This window comes from Paraburkholderia solitsugae, assembly GCF_013177695.1.
Taxonomy (GTDB): domain Bacteria; phylum Pseudomonadota; class Gammaproteobacteria; order Burkholderiales; family Burkholderiaceae; genus Paraburkholderia; species Paraburkholderia solitsugae.
The window spans coordinates 54,582-70,983 of record NZ_WOEY01000161.1; the positions used below are offsets into that span (position 1 = coordinate 54,582).

Consider the following 16,402-nt stretch of genomic DNA (forward strand, 5'->3'; position numbering starts at 1 on the left):
TCGAACTTCCGAACCAGGGTGTCGGCGCATGAATTGACTTCACGCACAGGCATTCCAAGAACCGGAACCTAGCATAATATTCCGAAAATGCTAAGCGAGTCAACAGGTTGCATTGTTTTGCACGCCTGCCGACCTCAACCTGAGCTCGCCGGCACTCAGTCGGCGGCGACGACTTCCAGCAACTCGTCACCAAAGCGGTCGAGTTTGCGGGCGCCCATGCCCGGAATGCCGCGCAAATCCTCGATGGAATCAGGGCCGTTACGGGCAATTTCGGCCAGCGTGGCGTCGTGGAAGATGACGTAGGCCGGCACGCCGTCGCTTTTCGCCGTCTCCGTGCGCCAGGCGCGCAGGCGATCCCAGCGGGCACGCTCGCGCGGGCCCATGCCAATCGTCGGATCGGCGCGCTCGCTCGTGCGACCGGACGACTGCCGGGTGCGGGTGGGCTTCACATAGCGGCGCATCGTGACATTCTGCTCACCCTTCAGCACCGGTTTGCTGGCTTCGGTGAGGACCAGCGAGCCAAACCCTTCGTGATCGACCGTCAGATAGCCGAACGCTACGAGTTGACGAAATACCGCACGCCACTCAGGCTCCCCGAGCGCCGCGCCGATCCCAAACGTAGTCAATTTCTCGTGGCCACGCTGCATGATCTTCTCGCTGCGGTTGCCCCGCAGGATATCGATCAGGTGGCCTGCGCCAAAGTGAAAACCACTCGCGCGCTGGGCGCGGAACACGCAGGACAGCGCCATCTGCGCTTCGCGCGTCGCGTCCCACGTGTCTGGCGGTTCGAGGCAGTTGTCGCAGTTGCCGCACGGCTTGCTCGACTCGCCGAAATACGCAAGGAGCCGCACCCGCCGGCAGGTCGCCGCTTCACACAGACCGAGCAGCGCATCGAGCTTGCCGGTCTGCACGCGCTTGTGCGCGTCGTCGGCGTCGGATTCGTCGATCATCTTGCGCTGCTGCACGACGTCGCCCAGACCGTACGCCATCCATGCATTGGCCGGCATGCCGTCGCGCCCCCCGCGCCCGGTTTCCTGGTAGTAACCTTCAACGCTCTTCGGCAAATCAAGGTGAGCCACAAAGCGTACGTCAGGCTTGTCGATCCCCATACCAAAGGCGATCGTTGCGCACATCACGATGCCTTCCTCACGCTGAAACATCTCCTGATGCTTCTGGCGGATTTCGAACTCCATGCCGGCGTGATACGGCAAAGCGCGCATCCCCTTCTCTTTCAGCCACTCTGCCGTTTCTTCGACCTTCCGACGCGACAGGCAGTAGACCACGCCGGCGTCGGTCGTGCCGTCCGGCTTCGAGTGTTCAGCGCGAATGAAGTCGAGCAATTGCGTGCGCGCATTGTCCTTTTCGACGATGCGATAGCGAATGTTCGGGCGATCGAAGCTGGAGACAAAGATGCGCGCCTCATCGAGCGCGAGACGGTGGATGATTTCGTCACGCGTGATCGCATCGGCGGTCGCGGTGAGTGCGATGCGCGGCACATTCGGAAAGCGCTCGTGCAGCACCGACAGCTGAATATATTCAGGCCGGAAATCGTGCCCCCATTGCGACACGCAATGCGCTTCGTCGATGGCGAACAGGCCGATACGCGTGCGTTCGAGCAACTCCTGGAAACGGGGCGTCATCAACCGTTCCGGCGCCACGTACAGCAGATCGATTTCGCCTTCGCGCAATGCACGCTCGGTGGCCATGGCTTCCGCGCTCGACAGCGTCGAATTCAGATACGCGGCGCGCACGCCCACTTCCTTCAACGCGGCGACCTGATCGTGCATCAATGCGATCAGCGGCGACACGACGATCCCCGCTCCGCAACCTGCCTCGCCGCGCACCAGCGACGGGATCTGATAGCACAACGACTTGCCGCCGCCCGTCGGCATCAGCACGAGGCAATCGCCACCACCGGCGACGTGCTCGACAATTTCGCCCTGCTGTCCTCTGAACGCGGGGTAACCAAAGACTTCGTTGAGGATTTCGAGCGGACGGGACATGAATTTGAGAGAAGCAGCGTAAAGCCGGTGACACGAATTTTACCAACGCATTCGTGCTGCGCCCGCGCTTTGCGGCAACGTTAGCCGTTCGGCCGACGAATCCACAAAAAACGCACAAAAGTGAGGCGCATAAAAAAGCCGCTCAGTCGAAACTGAGCGGCTTCGCTGGCTGTTGAGCCCAAGCGGCTTGCGCCGCCGGGACTTACTCGCCTGAGTGCTGCTGTTCGGCGGCCGGGGTTTCCGGCGTACCGAATTCGAACGACTCTTCCGCTGCGATCTGATCGAAACGCTCGCGGTCGGACAGTTCCTTGCTCTTGCGTGCCTTGTGGAACGCGAGACCCGTACCAGCCGGAATCAGACGACCAACGATCACGTTTTCCTTCAGCCCGCGCAGATCGTCGCGCTTGCCCATGATCGCCGCTTCGGTCAGCACGCGAGTCGTTTCCTGGAACGACGCCGCGGAGATGAACGAATCGGTCGACAGCGATGCCTTCGTGATACCGAGCAGCACGTTGTCGTAGGTTGCCGGGATCTTGTCTTCCGCAGCCATCCGGTCGTTCTCGTCGAGCATATCCGAGCGCTCGACTTGTTCGCCCATGATGAAGCGCGTGTCACCGTTATCGACGATCTGCACGCGGCGCAGCATCTGACGGACGATCACTTCAATGTGCTTGTCATTGATCTTCACGCCCTGCAGACGATACACGTCCTGCACTTCGTCCACGATGTAGCGCGCCAACGCTTCGACGCCCTGCAAACGCAGAATGTCGTGCGGATCAGCCGGCCCGTCGACAATCATTTCGCCCTTGTTGACGACCTGACCATCGTGCACCAGAACCTGCTTTTCCTTCGCGATCAGGAACTCGTGCTGATTGCCTTCGAGGTCCGTGATAACGAGACGCTGCTTGCCCTTCGTGTCCTTACCGAACGACGTCGTGCCCGTGACTTCCGCCAGAATGCCGGCGTCCTTCGGCGAGCGCGCTTCGAACAGTTCGGCCACACGCGGCAGACCACCGGTAATGTCACGCGTCTTCTGCGATTCAACGGGGATACGTGCCAGCACTTCACCGACCTGCACTTGCTGACCGTCCTTCACGGTGATCAGTGCGCCGACCTGGAAGCCGATCTGCACCGAGTGCTCGGTGTTCGGGATCTTGACTTCTTCGCCGTTCGCGTCGAGCAGCTTGACCTGCGGACGCACCGTCTTCGACGCTTGCGAACCGCGGCGCTTCACGTCGATCACGACCAGCGTCGAGAGACCCGTCACATCGTCGATCTGCTTGGCAACCGTCACGCCTTCTTCGACGTTTTCGAACTTCACCGTACCACCGTACTCGGTGATGATCGGACGCGTCATCGGATCCCACGTCGCCAGTTGCGTGCCGGCCTTGATCTGCGCGCCGTCCAGTTGCAACAGCGTCGCGCCGTACGGCACCTTGTGACGTTCACGCTCGCGGCCGTGGTCGTCGGTGATCATCGCTTCGCCCGAACGCGAAATGACGATCTGCTCGCCCTTCGCATTGGTGACGTAACGCATGGTCGCCGTGAAACGCACCGTACCGTTCGACTTGGCTTCAACCGACGAAGCCACTGCTGCACGCGATGCCGCACCACCGATGTGGAACGTACGCATCGTGAGCTGCGTGCCCGGTTCACCGATCGACTGAGCAGCGATCACGCCGACTGCTTCACCGACGTTGACCGACGAGCCACGACCCAGGTCGCGGCCATAGCAGGCTGCGCACAGACCGTAGCGCGTTTCGCAAGTCAGCGGCGTACGGACGCGCACTTCGTCGATGCCGAGGCGTTCGATTTCTTCGACCGCGTCTTCGTCGAGCAACGTGCCCGTTTCGTACAGCGTTTCCTGCGATTCCGGATTGACGACGTCAGCCACCGTCACGCGACCCAGGATACGGTCACGCAGCGCTTCGACGACTTCACCGCCTTCGACCAACGCCTTCATGGCAACGCCGTTGGACGTACCGCAATCGTCCTCGACCACCACCAGATCCTGCGTCACGTCGACGAGACGACGCGTCAGGTAACCCGAGTTTGCCGTCTTCAGTGCCGTATCAGCCAGACCCTTACGTGCACCGTGGGTCGAGATGAAGTACTGCAACACGTTCAGGCCTTCACGGAAGTTCGCCGTGATCGGCGTCTCGATGATCGAGCCGTCCGGCTTCGCCATCAGGCCACGCATACCGGCCAGCTGACGAATCTGAACTGCGGAACCACGAGCACCCGAGTCCGCCATCATGTAGATGGAGTTGAACGATTCCTGACGCGTTTCGTTGCCGTCGCGATCGACCACCGGTTCCGTCGACAGCTGTTCCATCATCGCCTTGCCGACCGCTTCCGACGTTGCCGACCAGATGTCGACCACGTTGTTGTAGCGCTCTTGCGACGTGACGAGACCCGACATGTACTGACGGTCGTATTCCTTCACCTTCTTGGCTGCATCGCCGACGATCTGTTCTTTCTGCGGCGGCACGAGCATGTCGTCGACGCAGATCGAGATACCGGCGCGCGTTGCCAGACGGAAACCCGACTGCATCAACTGGTCGGCGAAAATCACCGTTTCACGCAGACCGCACTTGCGGAATGCGGTGTTGATCAGACGCGAGATTTCCTTCTTCTTCAGCGGCTTGTTCAGCACCGAGAACGGCAGGCCCGGCGGCAGAATTTCCGACAGGATCGAACGGCCGACGGTCGTCGCGTACAGCGTGATCTTCGGCACGAATGCCGGCGCACCTTCCGACTTGTCTTCGTTGTGGACCATTTCCGTGATCCGCACGTTGACGCGCGAGGCCAGCTCGACTTCCTTGTTCTCGTAAGCACGCAGTGCTTCCGACACGCCGGTGAACGTCAGGCCTTCGCCCTTGGCGTTCACTGCTTCACGCGTCGCGTAGTACAGGCCGAGCACGATATCCTGCGACGGCACGATCGACGGATCGCCGTTGGCCGGGAACAGGATGTTGTTCGACGCCAGCATCAGCGTACGCGCTTCCATCTGCGCTTCGAGCGACAGCGGCACGTGCACAGCCATCTGGTCACCGTCGAAGTCGGCGTTGAACGCCGCGCAAACGAGCGGGTGCAGCTGGATAGCCTTACCTTCGATCAGCACCGGCTCGAAAGCCTGAATGCCAAGACGGTGCAGCGTCGGCGCACGGTTCAGCATGACCGGATGCTCGCGGATCACCTCTTCCAGGATGTCCCACACCACCGGCGTCTGGTTCTCGACTTCCTTCTTCGCAGCCTTGATGGTGGTAGCGACACCCATCACTTCGAGCTTGTTGAAGATGAACGGCTTGAACAGTTCGAGCGCCATCAGCTTCGGCAGACCGCACTGATGCAGCTTGAGCGTCGGGCCGACCACGATCACCGAACGGCCCGAGTAGTCCACGCGCTTACCGAGCAAGTTCTGACGGAAACGACCGCCCTTACCCTTGATCATGTCAGCGAGCGACTTCAGCGGACGCTTGTTCGCGCCGGTCATGGCCTTACCGCGACGACCGTTGTCGAGCAGCGAATCGACGGCTTCCTGCAACATCCGCTTTTCGTTGCGGACGATGATTTCAGGCGCCTTCAGTTCGAGCAGACGCTTCAACCGGTTGTTACGGTTGATCACGCGGCGATACAGGTCGTTCAGGTCCGACGTCGCGAAGCGGCCGCCGTCCAGCGGCACCAGCGGACGCAGTTCCGGCGGCAGCACCGGCAGCACTTCGAGCACCATCCAGTCAGGCTTGATGCCCGAACGCTGGAAAGCCTCGAGCACCTTCAGGCGCTTCGCGTACTTCTTGATCTTCGCTTCCGAACCCGTGTTCTTGAGTTCGGTGCGCAGCATCTCGACCTGCTCGTCGATGTTGATCGCGCGCAGCAGTTCGCGAACGCCTTCCGCGCCCATCTCGGCACGGAATTCGTCACCGTACTCTTCGACCTTGTTGTAGTAATCCTCTTCCGTCATGATCTGCCGCGCTTTCAGCGGCGTCATGCCCGGATCGATCACCACGTAGGCTTCGAAGTACAGCACGCGCTCGATGTCGCGCAGCGTCATGTCGAGCACCATGCCCAGACGCGACGGCAGCGACTTCAGGAACCAGATGTGAGCGACCGGCGAGGCCAACTCAATGTGGCCCATCCGTTCGCGACGCACCTTGGCGAGCGTCACTTCGACGCCGCACTTTTCACAGATCACGCCACGATGCTTCAGGCGCTTGTACTTGCCGCAAAGGCATTCGTAGTCTTTGATCGGCCCGAAGATCTTCGCGCAGAACAAACCATCGCGTTCCGGCTTGAACGTCCGGTAGTTGATGGTTTCCGGCTTCTTGACTTCACCGAACGACCACGAACGGATCTTGTCTGGCGAGGCCAGACCGATCTTGATCGCGTCAAAAACTTCAGGCTGTTGGACTTGCTTGAATAGATCGAGCAGAGCTTTCATTGCTTTCTCTCCGTAGTCCGATTAGTTGCGGTCGAGGTCGATGTCGATACCGAGCGAGCGGATTTCCTTCACGAGCACGTTGAAGGATTCCGGCATGCCGGCGTCAATCACGTGATCACCCTTGACCAGGTTCTCATACACCTTGGTCCGGCCCGCCACGTCATCCGACTTCACCGTCAGCATTTCTTGCAACACGTACGATGCGCCGTACGCTTCGAGCGCCCACACTTCCATTTCACCGAAACGCTGGCCACCAAACTGCGCCTTACCGCCCAACGGCTGCTGCGTGACGAGCGAGTACGGGCCCGTGGAACGCGCGTGCATCTTGTCGTCGACCAAGTGGTGCAGTTTCAGGTAGTGCATGTAACCGACAGTCACCGTACGCTCGAACATCTCACCCGTGCGGCCGTCATACAGACGCACCTGGTTCTTCGACGGCGTCATGCCGAGGTTCTTCGCGATGTCGTCCGGGAATGCGAGATCCAGCGCGCGCGACATTTCTTCTTCCGTCGCACCGTCGAACACCGGCGTGGCAAACGGAACGCCTTCGCGCAGGTTCTTCGCCAGTTCGACGATTTCGTCGTCCGTGAAGCTGTCCAGCTCTTCAGCACGGCCCGACTCGTTGTAGATCTTGGTCAGGAATTCGCGCAGTTCAGCGATCTTCGCCTGACGTTGCAGCATTTCTGCAATACGCCAGCCGAGACCCTTCGCGGCCCAACCCAGATGCACTTCGAGAACCTGACCCACGTTCATCCGCGACGGCACGCCGAGCGGGTTAAGCACGACGTCAGCAGGACGGCCATCGGCCATGTACGGCATGTCTTCGATCGGAACGATCTTCGACACCACGCCCTTGTTACCGTGACGGCCGGCCATCTTGTCGCCAGGCTGCAGACGACGCTTCACAGCCAGATACACCTTGACCATCTTCAGCACGCCCGGCGGCAGTTCGTCGCCTTGCGTGAGCTTCTTGCGCTTTTCTTCGAACGCCAGATCGAACTGGTGACGCTTCTGTTCGATCGAGTCCTTGATCGCTTCGAGCTGTGCCGCTGCTTCTTCGTCCGCGAGGCGGATGTCGAACCAGTGGTAGTGGTCGAGATCTTCCAGGTAAGCCTGTTCGATCTTCGTACCCTTCGCGAGCTTCTTCGGACCGCCGTTCGCGACCTTGCCGGTCAACATACGTGCGAGACGCTGGAATGCATCGCCTTCCACGATACGCAACTGGTCGTTCAGGTCGAGGCGATAACGCTTCAGTTCATCGTCGATGATCTGTTGCGCACGCTTGTCGCGCTGAATGCCTTCACGTGTGAACACTTGCACGTCGATGACCGTGCCGCTCATGCCCGACGGCACGCGCAGCGACGTATCTTTCACGTCCGAAGCCTTTTCACCGAAGATCGCGCGCAGCAGCTTTTCTTCCGGCGTCAGCTGGGTTTCGCCCTTCGGCGTGACCTTACCGACCAGCACGTCGCCTGCTTCGACTTCAGCGCCGATGTAGACGATGCCCGACTCGTCGAGACGGCCGAGTTGCACTTCAGCCAGGTTCGAGATGTCGCGCGTGATTTCTTCCGGTCCGAGCTTCGTATCGCGAGCTACGACGTTCAGTTCTTCGATGTGGATCGACGTGTAACGATCGTCAGCAACCACCTTCTCCGAGATCAAGATCGAATCTTCGAAGTTGTAGCCGTTCCACGGCATGAACGCGACCAGCATGTTCTGGCCGAGAGCCAGTTCGCCGAGGTCGGTCGATGCACCGTCAGCCAGCACGTCGCCACGCGACACGATGTCGCCGACCTTCACGATCGGGCGCTGGTTGATGTTCGTGTTCTGGTTCGAACGCGTGTACTTGATCAGGTTGTAGATGTCCACGCCGACGTCGCCAGCAACGGCTTCATCATCGTTCACGCGAATCACCATACGGCCTGCGTCGACGTAATCGACCACACCACCGCGGAATGCCTGAACCGTCGTACCCGAGTCGACTGCCACCGTGCGTTCGATACCCGTACCGACCACGGCCTTTTCAGGACGCAGACACGGCACAGCCTGACGCTGCATGTTCGAACCCATCAATGCGCGGTTCGCGTCATCGTGCTCGAGGAACGGAATCAGCGAGGCTGCCACCGATACGATCTGCGACGGCGCCACGTCCATGTACTGGATGCGGTCCGGCGTGACCATCAGCGTTTCGCCTGCTTCACGCGACGACACCAGTTCGTCGGTCAGCGAGCCGTCGGCAGCAACCGCCGCGTTCGCCTGAGCGATCACGTAACGGCCTTCTTCGATCGCCGACAGATAGTCGATCTGATCGGTCACCTTGCTGTCCACCACCTTGCGATACGGCGTTTCGAGGAAGCCGTATTCGTTCAGGTGAGCGTACAGAGCCAGCGAGTTGATCAGGCCGATGTTCGGACCTTCCGGCGTTTCAATCGGGCACACACGGCCGTAGTGGGTCGGGTGCACGTCACGAACTTCAAAGCCAGCGCGCTCACGCGTCAACCCGCCCGGGCCAAGTGCCGAAACACGGCGCTTGTGGGTGATTTCCGACAGCGGGTTGGTCTGGTCCATAAACTGCGACAGCTGCGACGAACCGAAGAACTCGCGAATCGCCGACGAAATCGGCTTCGAGTTGATCAGATCGTGCGGCATCAGGTTTTCGCTTTCGGCCTGGCCGAGGCGTTCCTTCACAGCACGTTCGACACGCACGAGACCTGCGCGGAACTGGTTTTCCGCCAGTTCGCCGACACAACGCACACGACGATTGCCCAAGTGGTCGATGTCGTCCACTTCGCCCTTGCCGTTACGCAGTTCGACCAGGATCTTGATCGTGGCGAGGATGTCGTCGTCTTGCAGCGTCATCGGACCGACGATTTCGTCGCGACCGACACGGCGGTTGAACTTCATACGACCCACCTTGGACAGGTCGTATGCGTCTTCGCTGTAGAACAGACGGTTGAACAGCGCCTCGACCGCTTCTTCGGTCGGCGGTTCGCCCGGACGCATCATGCGGTAGATCGCGATGCGAGCGGCCATCTTGTCCGCGGTTTCGTCGATACGCAGCGTCGACGAGATGTACGGACCTTGATCCAGATCGTTCGTGTAGAGCGTCTGGATGTCTTTGATCTTCGATTCGCGGAGCTTTTCGAGGACGGTTTCAGTGATTTCGTCGTTCGCGTTAGCGATGACTTCACCCGTGTCGCCGTCGACAACGTTCTTCGCGAGCACGCGGCCGAGCAGATAGTCTTCCGGCACCGAAATGAACTTCGTCTTCGCGTTGTCGAGATCGCGAATGTGCTTGGCGTTGATCCGCTTGTCCTTCTGGACGATCACGTTGCCATCACGATCCGTAATGTCGAAACGTGCGACTTCACCACGCAGACGCTCCGGCACGAATTCCATCTGCGCGCCTTCCGGCATCAGCGTGAAATTGTCGAACACGAAGAAGTTTGCGAGGATCTGTTCCGGCGTCAGGCCGATCGCCTTCAGCAGGATCGTGACCGGCATCTTGCGGCGGCGGTCGACGCGGAAGTACAGCACGTCCTTCGGATCGAATTCGAAGTCGAGCCACGAGCCGCGGTAAGGAATGATACGTGCCGAGAACAGGAGCTTGCCCGAGCTGTGCGTCTTGCCCTTGTCGTGTTCGAAAAACACGCCCGGCGAACGATGCAGCTGCGAAACGATCACACGTTCCGTGCCGTTGATGACGAACGAACCGGTCGGCGTCATGAGCGGAATTTCGCCCATGTACACTTCCTGTTCCTTCACTTCCTTGACGACCGGCTTGCTCGGCGATTCTTTGTCGAGCAGCACCAGACGCACTTTCGCGCGCAGTGCCGAGCAGTACGTCAAACCGCGCTGCTGACATTCCTTGATGTTGAATGCCGGCGGCGACAGCATGTAGCTGACGAACTCTAGACGTGCGAACCCGTTATGCGAAACAATCGGGAAAACGGATGTGAACGCAGCTTGCAGGCCTTCCGGCTTGCGTTGCGTGGACGACGTGTCTGCTTGCAGAAACGTGCTGAATGATTCAAGCTGGGTAGCCAGCAGGAAAGGTACTTGGTGAACGATGGGGCGCTTCGCAAAACTCTTGCGAATGCGCTTCTTCTCGGTGAAGGAATATTGCATACGATCTCCGAATCACGGCGGGCATTGTTGTCGAGGCAGGATACCTTGATGAGACAACCCGAGTGTTCACCGACTGAGACCCGATGGCCGTCCGATGGCTTGAACGAGCCTAGAAGCTTGGTGGTTGGCCGCTACCAACCGCTGGCTGACGGCAGCGGATGCCTATGTTGCCCGCTACCCGACCAAACTTGCCTTCTGCAGTCGCTTCAGAAGACAAAGAGAAACGCCGGTCAATATTGCCGATAGGCGATTTTCTTTGGCTTCTGGGACCCCTGTTCTTACCGAAACCGGCTGGCAAAAACGTGGTCCCCAACAAGCACAAAAAGGCCGGCGGTGGAAAACCGCCAGCCTTCGCACAACGCGCTGAAACTTACTTGATTTCAGCTTTCGCGCCGGCTTCTTCCAGCTTCTTCTTGGCTTCTTCAGCAGCAGCCTTCGGTACCGATTCCTTAACAGGCTTCGGTGCACCGTCGACCAGGTCCTTCGCTTCCTTCAGGCCGAGACCCGTCAGTTCACGAACAGCCTTAATGACCGAAACCTTGTTCGCGCCGACTTCCGTCAGGTTGACCGTGAATTCGGTTTGCTCTTCAGCGACAGCTGCAGCTGCACCTGCCGGGCCTGCCACTGCAACAGCAGCTGCCGACACGCCAAACTTTTCTTCGAACGCCTTGACCAGCTCGTTCAGTTCCAGAACCGACATCGAGCTTACTGCCTCGAGGATGTCATCTTTTGCGATTGCCATTTGAAATACTCCTAAATTGAATTCGGATACAGCCAGCGATCAATCACGCTCGACTGAAGTGCGTTACGCAGCGGTTTCTTCGCCTTGTTTCTTTTCTGCCAGCGCGGCCAGGGCGCGCGCAAAGCCGGAAACAGGTGCTTGCATAACGTACAACAGCTTGGAGAGCAGTTCTTCGCGGCTCGGGATGTTTGCCAGCGCTTGCACGCCAGCCTTGTCCATCACCTTGCCTTCGTAGGAACCAGCCTTGATGATCAACTTGTCATTGGTTTTGCCGAAGTCGTTGACGACCTTAGCAGCAGCAATGGCATCTTCCGAGATGCCGTAGATCAGGGGACCAGTCATCTGCTCTGCCAGCGGAGCAAACGGGGTACCTTCGACAGCGCGACGCGCCAGCGTGTTTTTCAACACGCGAAGGTAAACCTGTTGCTCACGCGCTTTCGCGCGCAGCTTGGTCAGATCGCCAACCGCGATTCCACGATACTCAGCCAGAACCACGGTCTGGGCTTTCGCGACTTGCGCGGCAACCTCAGCGACGACGGCCTGCTTGCTTTCTTTGTTAAGTGGCACGGTTAACCTCCAGATTCGATACACGCAGCGTGCGCCTTGTGTACCGCGTTCAATAACGGCGTCCGACCAGTCAGGAGTATTTCGACCGCCTGAAACCCGCATTGCTGCGGACTTCAACCGGCTTCATCACTACAAAACCATTTCGGGTTCGCCATCTGCGTTGGCTTTACATTAAGGGGACGCCTACCTGCTGCGCTCCCGCCAACGGTCTTTGACAACCGGCCGCTCGATGCAGACTGCCATCTTGCGACCGCCCAAAGCCCATAAAACCGCCTCGACTCACATCGAGGCGATGAAATTTATTACTGTGCTGCGATCGATGCCTGGTCGACGCGAACGCCAACACCCATCGTGCTCGACAGCGCAACCTTACGCAGGTAGACACCCTTGCTCGTTGCCGGCTTCGCCTTTTGCAGCGCGTCGACCAGAGCGTTCAGGTTGCTACGCAGAGCGGTCGGCTCGAACGAAGCACGGCCAATCGTGGCGTGGATGATACCGGCCTTGTCGACACGGAATTGCACCTGACCAGCCTTGGCGTTCTTGACCGCAGTCGCGACGTCCGGCGTAACCGTGCCAACCTTCGGGTTCGGCATCAGGCCGCGCGGGCCGAGGATCTGACCGAGCGTACCGACAACGCGCATCGTGTCCGGCGAAGCGATCACGATGTCGAAGTCCAGCTTGCCGGCCTTGACTTGTTCAGCCAGGTCTTCCATACCGACGATTTCTGCGCCGGCTGCACGAGCTTGCTCAGCCTTTTCGCCTTGTGCGAACACGGCCACGCGAACCGACTTACCGGTACCCGCCGGCAGGACGACCGAACCGCGAACCACTTGGTCCGACTTCTTCGCGTCGATGCCGAGTTGCACTGCAACGTCGATCGACTCGTCGAACTTCGCGCTTGCGCATTCCTTCACGAGCGACAGCGCTTCGTCGATCGCGTACAGCTTTTGACGATCAACCTTGGCTGCAAATGCTTGCAGACGCTTTGAAAGCTTAGCCATTTACACGCCCTCCACGGTGATGCCCATCGAGCGGGCGCTACCAGCGATCGTACGAACCGCTGCGTCCAGATCAGCTGCCGTCAGATCGGGCATCTTGGTCTTGGCGATGTCTTCAGCTTGAGCACGGGTGATCGTGCCGACCTTGTCGGTATGCGGCTTCGCCGAACCCTTGTCGATCTTCGCTGCCTTCTTGATCAGAACCGTAGCCGGCGGCGTCTTCAGAACGAACGTGAAGCTCTTGTCCGCGAACGCGGTGATCACGACCGGAATCGGCAGACCCGGTTCCATAGCCTGAGTCTGCGCGTTGAACGCCTTGCAGAACTCCATGATGTTCAGGCCGCGTTGGCCCAGTGCCGGACCGACCGGCGGCGACGGGTTGGCTTTACCTGCAGGAATCTGCAGCTTGATAAAGCCGATGATTTTCTTTGCCATTTTGAAAACCTCTTAGGAACGCCGCCGTGGTACAAGCGGACATTCAGTGAGTAGTAGCGCGCGTTCGCCGAAAAACAGACTACTTACGCTCCTCAACGGCCATTACGCGGACCGTAAGCGCGAAATACGGAACGCACCGATCGGTGCGCCCCGTAGAATTCTGGATTACAACTTTTCGACCTGGCCGAATTCCAGCTCGACCGGCGTTGCGCGGCCGAAGATTGTAACGGAAACACGGACGCGCGACTTTTCGTAGTTCACTTCTTCGACGCTGCCGTTGAAATCCGTGAACGGACCGTCCTTCACCCGCACCATCTCGCCTACTTCGAACAGGGTCTTCGGACGCGGCTTTTCCACGCCTTCCTGCATCTGCGACATGATCTTCTCGACTTCCCGCGGGGAAATCGGGCTCGGACGATTACGCGCACCGCCTACGAAACCCGTCACCTTTGCCGTGTTCTTCACGAGGTGCCACGTTTCGTCTGTCATTTCCATTTCCACAAGGACATAGCCCGGGAAGAAACGACGTTCGGTCACCGATTTGTGACCGCCTTTCACCTCGACCACTTCTTCAGTCGGAACGAGGATTTGACCGAATTGGTCTTGCATGCCAGCACGTTCGATGCGCTCCTGAAGCGCACGTTGCACGCTCTTCTCCATGCCGGAGTAGGCGTGCACCACGTACCAACGTTTGCCGCTCGGGGATGCCGGAGTATCGCTCATATCATTTCCAACCCAGAATCACCGAGAAAATCGCCCATTCGATGGATTTGTCGCTAATCCAAAGAAAGACCGCCATGACGAACACGAAGCCGAACACTACGAGCGTTGTCTGGGTGGCCTCTTTACGAGTCGGCCAGACAACCTTACGAACTTCTTTGTACGAGTCTTTGGCGAAAGCGATGAAACCCTTGCCAGGCGCGGAGAGAAGACCGACTGCAACACCAGCGATAGCACCAACAGCCAAGGCGGCTCCGCGGACGTACCATTCCTGGCCACTGAGCCAGAAGAACCCCACGAACCCGGCCAAGACCAACAATACGCCCGCGACGAGCATCAGCTTGTCGCCGGATGTATTTACAGTTTCGACGGAAGGATTCGCCATAACACCTTAACGAAGCGCCATATACGACGCGAGAGTTGGCAGGGGCAGAGGGAATCGAACCCCCAACCTTCGGTTTTGGAGACCGACGCTCTGCCAGTTGAGCTATACCCCTAAACCATTTTGGGGTTGACGACACCGCCAACCCCGAAACTACCGATCAACGAGAACTTTCTGGCGTTACTCGAGAATCTTAGCAACCACACCTGCGCCGACCGTACGGCCGCCTTCGCGGATTGCGAAGCGCAGACCTTCTTCCATCGCGATCGGGTTGATCAGCTTCACCGTGATCGACACGTTGTCGCCCGGCATGACCATTTCCTTGTCCTTCGGCAACTCGATCGAGCCCGTCACGTCCGTCGTACGGAAGTAGAACTGCGGACGATAGTTGTTGAAGAACGGCGTGTGGCGGCCGCCTTCGTCCTTGCTCAGCACGTACACTTCAGCCGTGAAGTGCGTGTGCGGGTTGATCGAACCCGGCTTCGCCAGAACCTGGCCACGCTCCACGTCTTCACGCTTCGTGCCGCGCAGCAGGATACCCACGTTGTCGCCTGCCTGACCCTGGTCGAGCAGCTTGCGGAACATTTCCACGCCCGTGCACGTCGTCTTCACCGTCGGCTTGATACCGACGATTTCGATTTCTTCGCCGACCTTCACCACGCCGCGCTCAACGCGACCCGTCACCACCGTGCCGCGACCCGAGATCGAGAACACGTCTTCCACCGGCATCAGGAACGCACCGTCAACTGCGCGCTCCGGCGTCGGGATGTACGTGTCCAGCGCATCGGCCAGGTTCATGATCGCCACTTCGCCCAGCTCGCCCGTGTCGCCTTCCAGCGCCAGCTTGGCCGAACCCTTGATGATCGGCGTGTCGTCGCCCGGGAAGTCGTACTTCGACAGAAGTTCGCGAACTTCCATCTCGACGAGCTCCAGCAGCTCAGCGTCGTCCACCATGTCGCACTTGTTCAGGAACACGATGATGTACGGAACGCCAACCTGACGCGCCAGCAGGATGTGCTCACGCGTTTGCGGCATCGGGCCGTCTGCAGCCGAACACACCAAGATCGCGCCGTCCATCTGCGCTGCGCCCGTGATCATGTTCTTCACATAGTCAGCGTGGCCCGGGCAGTCAACGTGTGCGTAGTGGCGGTTAGCCGTTTCGTACTCGACGTGCGCCGTGTTGATCGTGATACCACGTGCCTTTTCTTCCGGCGCCGCGTCGATCTGATCGTATGCCTTCGCTTCGCCGCCAAACTTCTTGGTCAGCACCGTCGTGATCGCTGCCGTCAGCGTGGTCTTGCCGTGGTCAACGTGACCGATCGTGCCGACGTTCACGTGCGGCTTGGTCCGCTCAAACTTACCCTTGGCCATTTTCGACTCCTAAGAGGATTTATCCGTACGTTGCGCCGCGCGCAAACAATCACCGAGTACTTCTGGTGCCCATGGGCAGGATCGAACTGCCGACCTCTCCCTTACCAAGGGAGTGCTCTACCACTGAGCCACATGGGCGCTACTTCTTTGTTACTGGAGCGGGTGAAGGGAATCGAACCCTCGTCGTAAGCTTGGAAGGCTTCTGCTCTACCATTGAGCTACACCCGCAAGGATCCATGGATTCCCAACTACTGCTACAGCTTGCATTCTGGTGGAGGAGGTTGGATTCGAACCAACGTAGGCGTAAGCCAACAGATTTACAGTCTGCCCCCTTTAGCCACTCGGGCACCCCTCCGCAGAGAACTGATGATTATGAGGGAACAACCGCTTGCTGTCAAGGCTTGCTTGACCGTCCCAAACTCATAGCTCTCACTTATATAGCGATTTCAGCGCCGGCGTAAACGCAAAAACCCCGCCTTTTGGGGCGAGGTTTCTGGACATGCTGGGGAGCCTGACGATTACCTACTTTCACACGGGAATCCGCACTATCATCGGCGTGGAGTCGTTTCACGGTCCTGTTCGGGATGGGAAGGGGTGGGACCGACTCGCTATGGT

The 16,402-nt window shown here is 59.1% G+C and carries 11 protein-coding genes, 4 tRNA genes and 1 rRNA gene; 1 reads left to right on the forward strand and 15 read right to left on the reverse strand.

Translation table 11 applies throughout. The features are described from left to right. Positions 1 to 155: 155 nt before the first annotated feature. The 3 genes from recQ to rpoB all read right to left on the reverse strand — a co-directional run bounded on the left by recQ (position 156) and on the right by rpoB (position 10,572). Entirely contained in the window at positions 156 to 2,003 is a 1,848-nt protein-coding gene (recQ, locus tag GNZ12_RS40290) for a DNA helicase RecQ (RefSeq protein ID WP_172318039.1), read from the reverse strand. 202 nt (positions 2,004 to 2,205) lie between these two features. Then, complete coding sequence (gene rpoC, locus GNZ12_RS40295) at positions 2,206 to 6,444, reverse strand: DNA-directed RNA polymerase subunit beta' (protein WP_074281986.1); 4,239 nt, start codon at positions 6,442 to 6,444, stop codon at positions 2,206 to 2,208. A gap of 21 nt (positions 6,445 to 6,465) precedes the next feature. Continuing rightward, complete coding sequence (gene rpoB, locus GNZ12_RS40300) at positions 6,466 to 10,572, reverse strand: DNA-directed RNA polymerase subunit beta (protein ID WP_054043374.1); 4,107 nt, start codon at positions 10,570 to 10,572, stop codon at positions 6,466 to 6,468. Between the two features lie 124 nt (positions 10,573 to 10,696). Between rpoB and GNZ12_RS40305 the strand changes: the two genes are divergently transcribed. After that, on the forward strand, positions 10,697 to 10,939 hold the full coding sequence (locus GNZ12_RS40305; RefSeq protein WP_172318041.1) for a hypothetical protein: 243 nt from the start codon (positions 10,697 to 10,699) through the stop codon (positions 10,937 to 10,939). Positions 10,940 to 10,942: 3 nt separating this feature from the next. Here the strand turns inward: GNZ12_RS40305 and rplL are convergent, their stop codons facing one another. The 12 genes from rplL to rrf form a co-directional block, all read right to left on the reverse strand. After that, positions 10,943 to 11,314: a 50S ribosomal protein L7/L12 gene (gene rplL, locus GNZ12_RS40310; RefSeq protein ID WP_172318043.1), complete on the reverse strand. Its 372-nt coding sequence runs from the start codon at positions 11,312 to 11,314 to the stop codon at positions 10,943 to 10,945. Positions 11,315 to 11,377: 63 nt separating this feature from the next. Then, positions 11,378 to 11,881 carry a 50S ribosomal protein L10 gene (gene rplJ / locus GNZ12_RS40315; RefSeq protein ID WP_007180144.1) on the reverse strand — a complete coding sequence of 168 codons (504 nt, stop codon included), beginning with the start codon at positions 11,879 to 11,881 and terminating at the stop codon, positions 11,378 to 11,380. A 302-nt stretch (positions 11,882 to 12,183) separates the two neighbouring features. Further along, a complete protein-coding gene (rplA, locus tag GNZ12_RS40320; protein ID WP_035554727.1) occupies positions 12,184 to 12,882 on the reverse strand; it encodes a 50S ribosomal protein L1 in 699 nt (232 codons plus the stop codon). Then, complete coding sequence (gene rplK / locus GNZ12_RS40325) at positions 12,883 to 13,314, reverse strand: 50S ribosomal protein L11 (RefSeq protein ID WP_172318045.1); 432 nt, start codon at positions 13,312 to 13,314, stop codon at positions 12,883 to 12,885. Positions 13,315 to 13,479: 165 nt separating this feature from the next. Continuing rightward, complete coding sequence (nusG, locus tag GNZ12_RS40330; RefSeq protein WP_007180147.1) at positions 13,480 to 14,037, reverse strand: transcription termination/antitermination protein NusG; 558 nt, start codon at positions 14,035 to 14,037, stop codon at positions 13,480 to 13,482. Between the two features lies 1 nt (position 14,038). Then, complete coding sequence (gene secE / locus GNZ12_RS40335) at positions 14,039 to 14,419, reverse strand: preprotein translocase subunit SecE (protein ID WP_169491093.1); 381 nt, start codon at positions 14,417 to 14,419, stop codon at positions 14,039 to 14,041. 36 nt (positions 14,420 to 14,455) lie between these two features. Continuing rightward, a tRNA-Trp gene (locus GNZ12_RS40340) sits at positions 14,456 to 14,531 on the reverse strand. A 65-nt stretch (positions 14,532 to 14,596) separates the two neighbouring features. Beyond that, entirely contained in the window at positions 14,597 to 15,787 is a 1,191-nt protein-coding gene (tuf, locus tag GNZ12_RS40345; RefSeq protein ID WP_063497539.1) for an elongation factor Tu, read from the reverse strand. 63 nt (positions 15,788 to 15,850) lie between these two features. Next, a tRNA-Thr gene (locus tag GNZ12_RS40350) sits at positions 15,851 to 15,925 on the reverse strand. Positions 15,926 to 15,941: 16 nt separating this feature from the next. Then, a tRNA-Gly gene (locus tag GNZ12_RS40355) sits at positions 15,942 to 16,015 on the reverse strand. A gap of 41 nt (positions 16,016 to 16,056) precedes the next feature. Further along, positions 16,057 to 16,142 (reverse strand) — tRNA-Tyr (locus GNZ12_RS40360). A 154-nt stretch (positions 16,143 to 16,296) separates the two neighbouring features. Beyond that, positions 16,297 to 16,402, reverse strand: a 5S ribosomal RNA gene (gene rrf, locus GNZ12_RS40365); the annotation flags it as partial.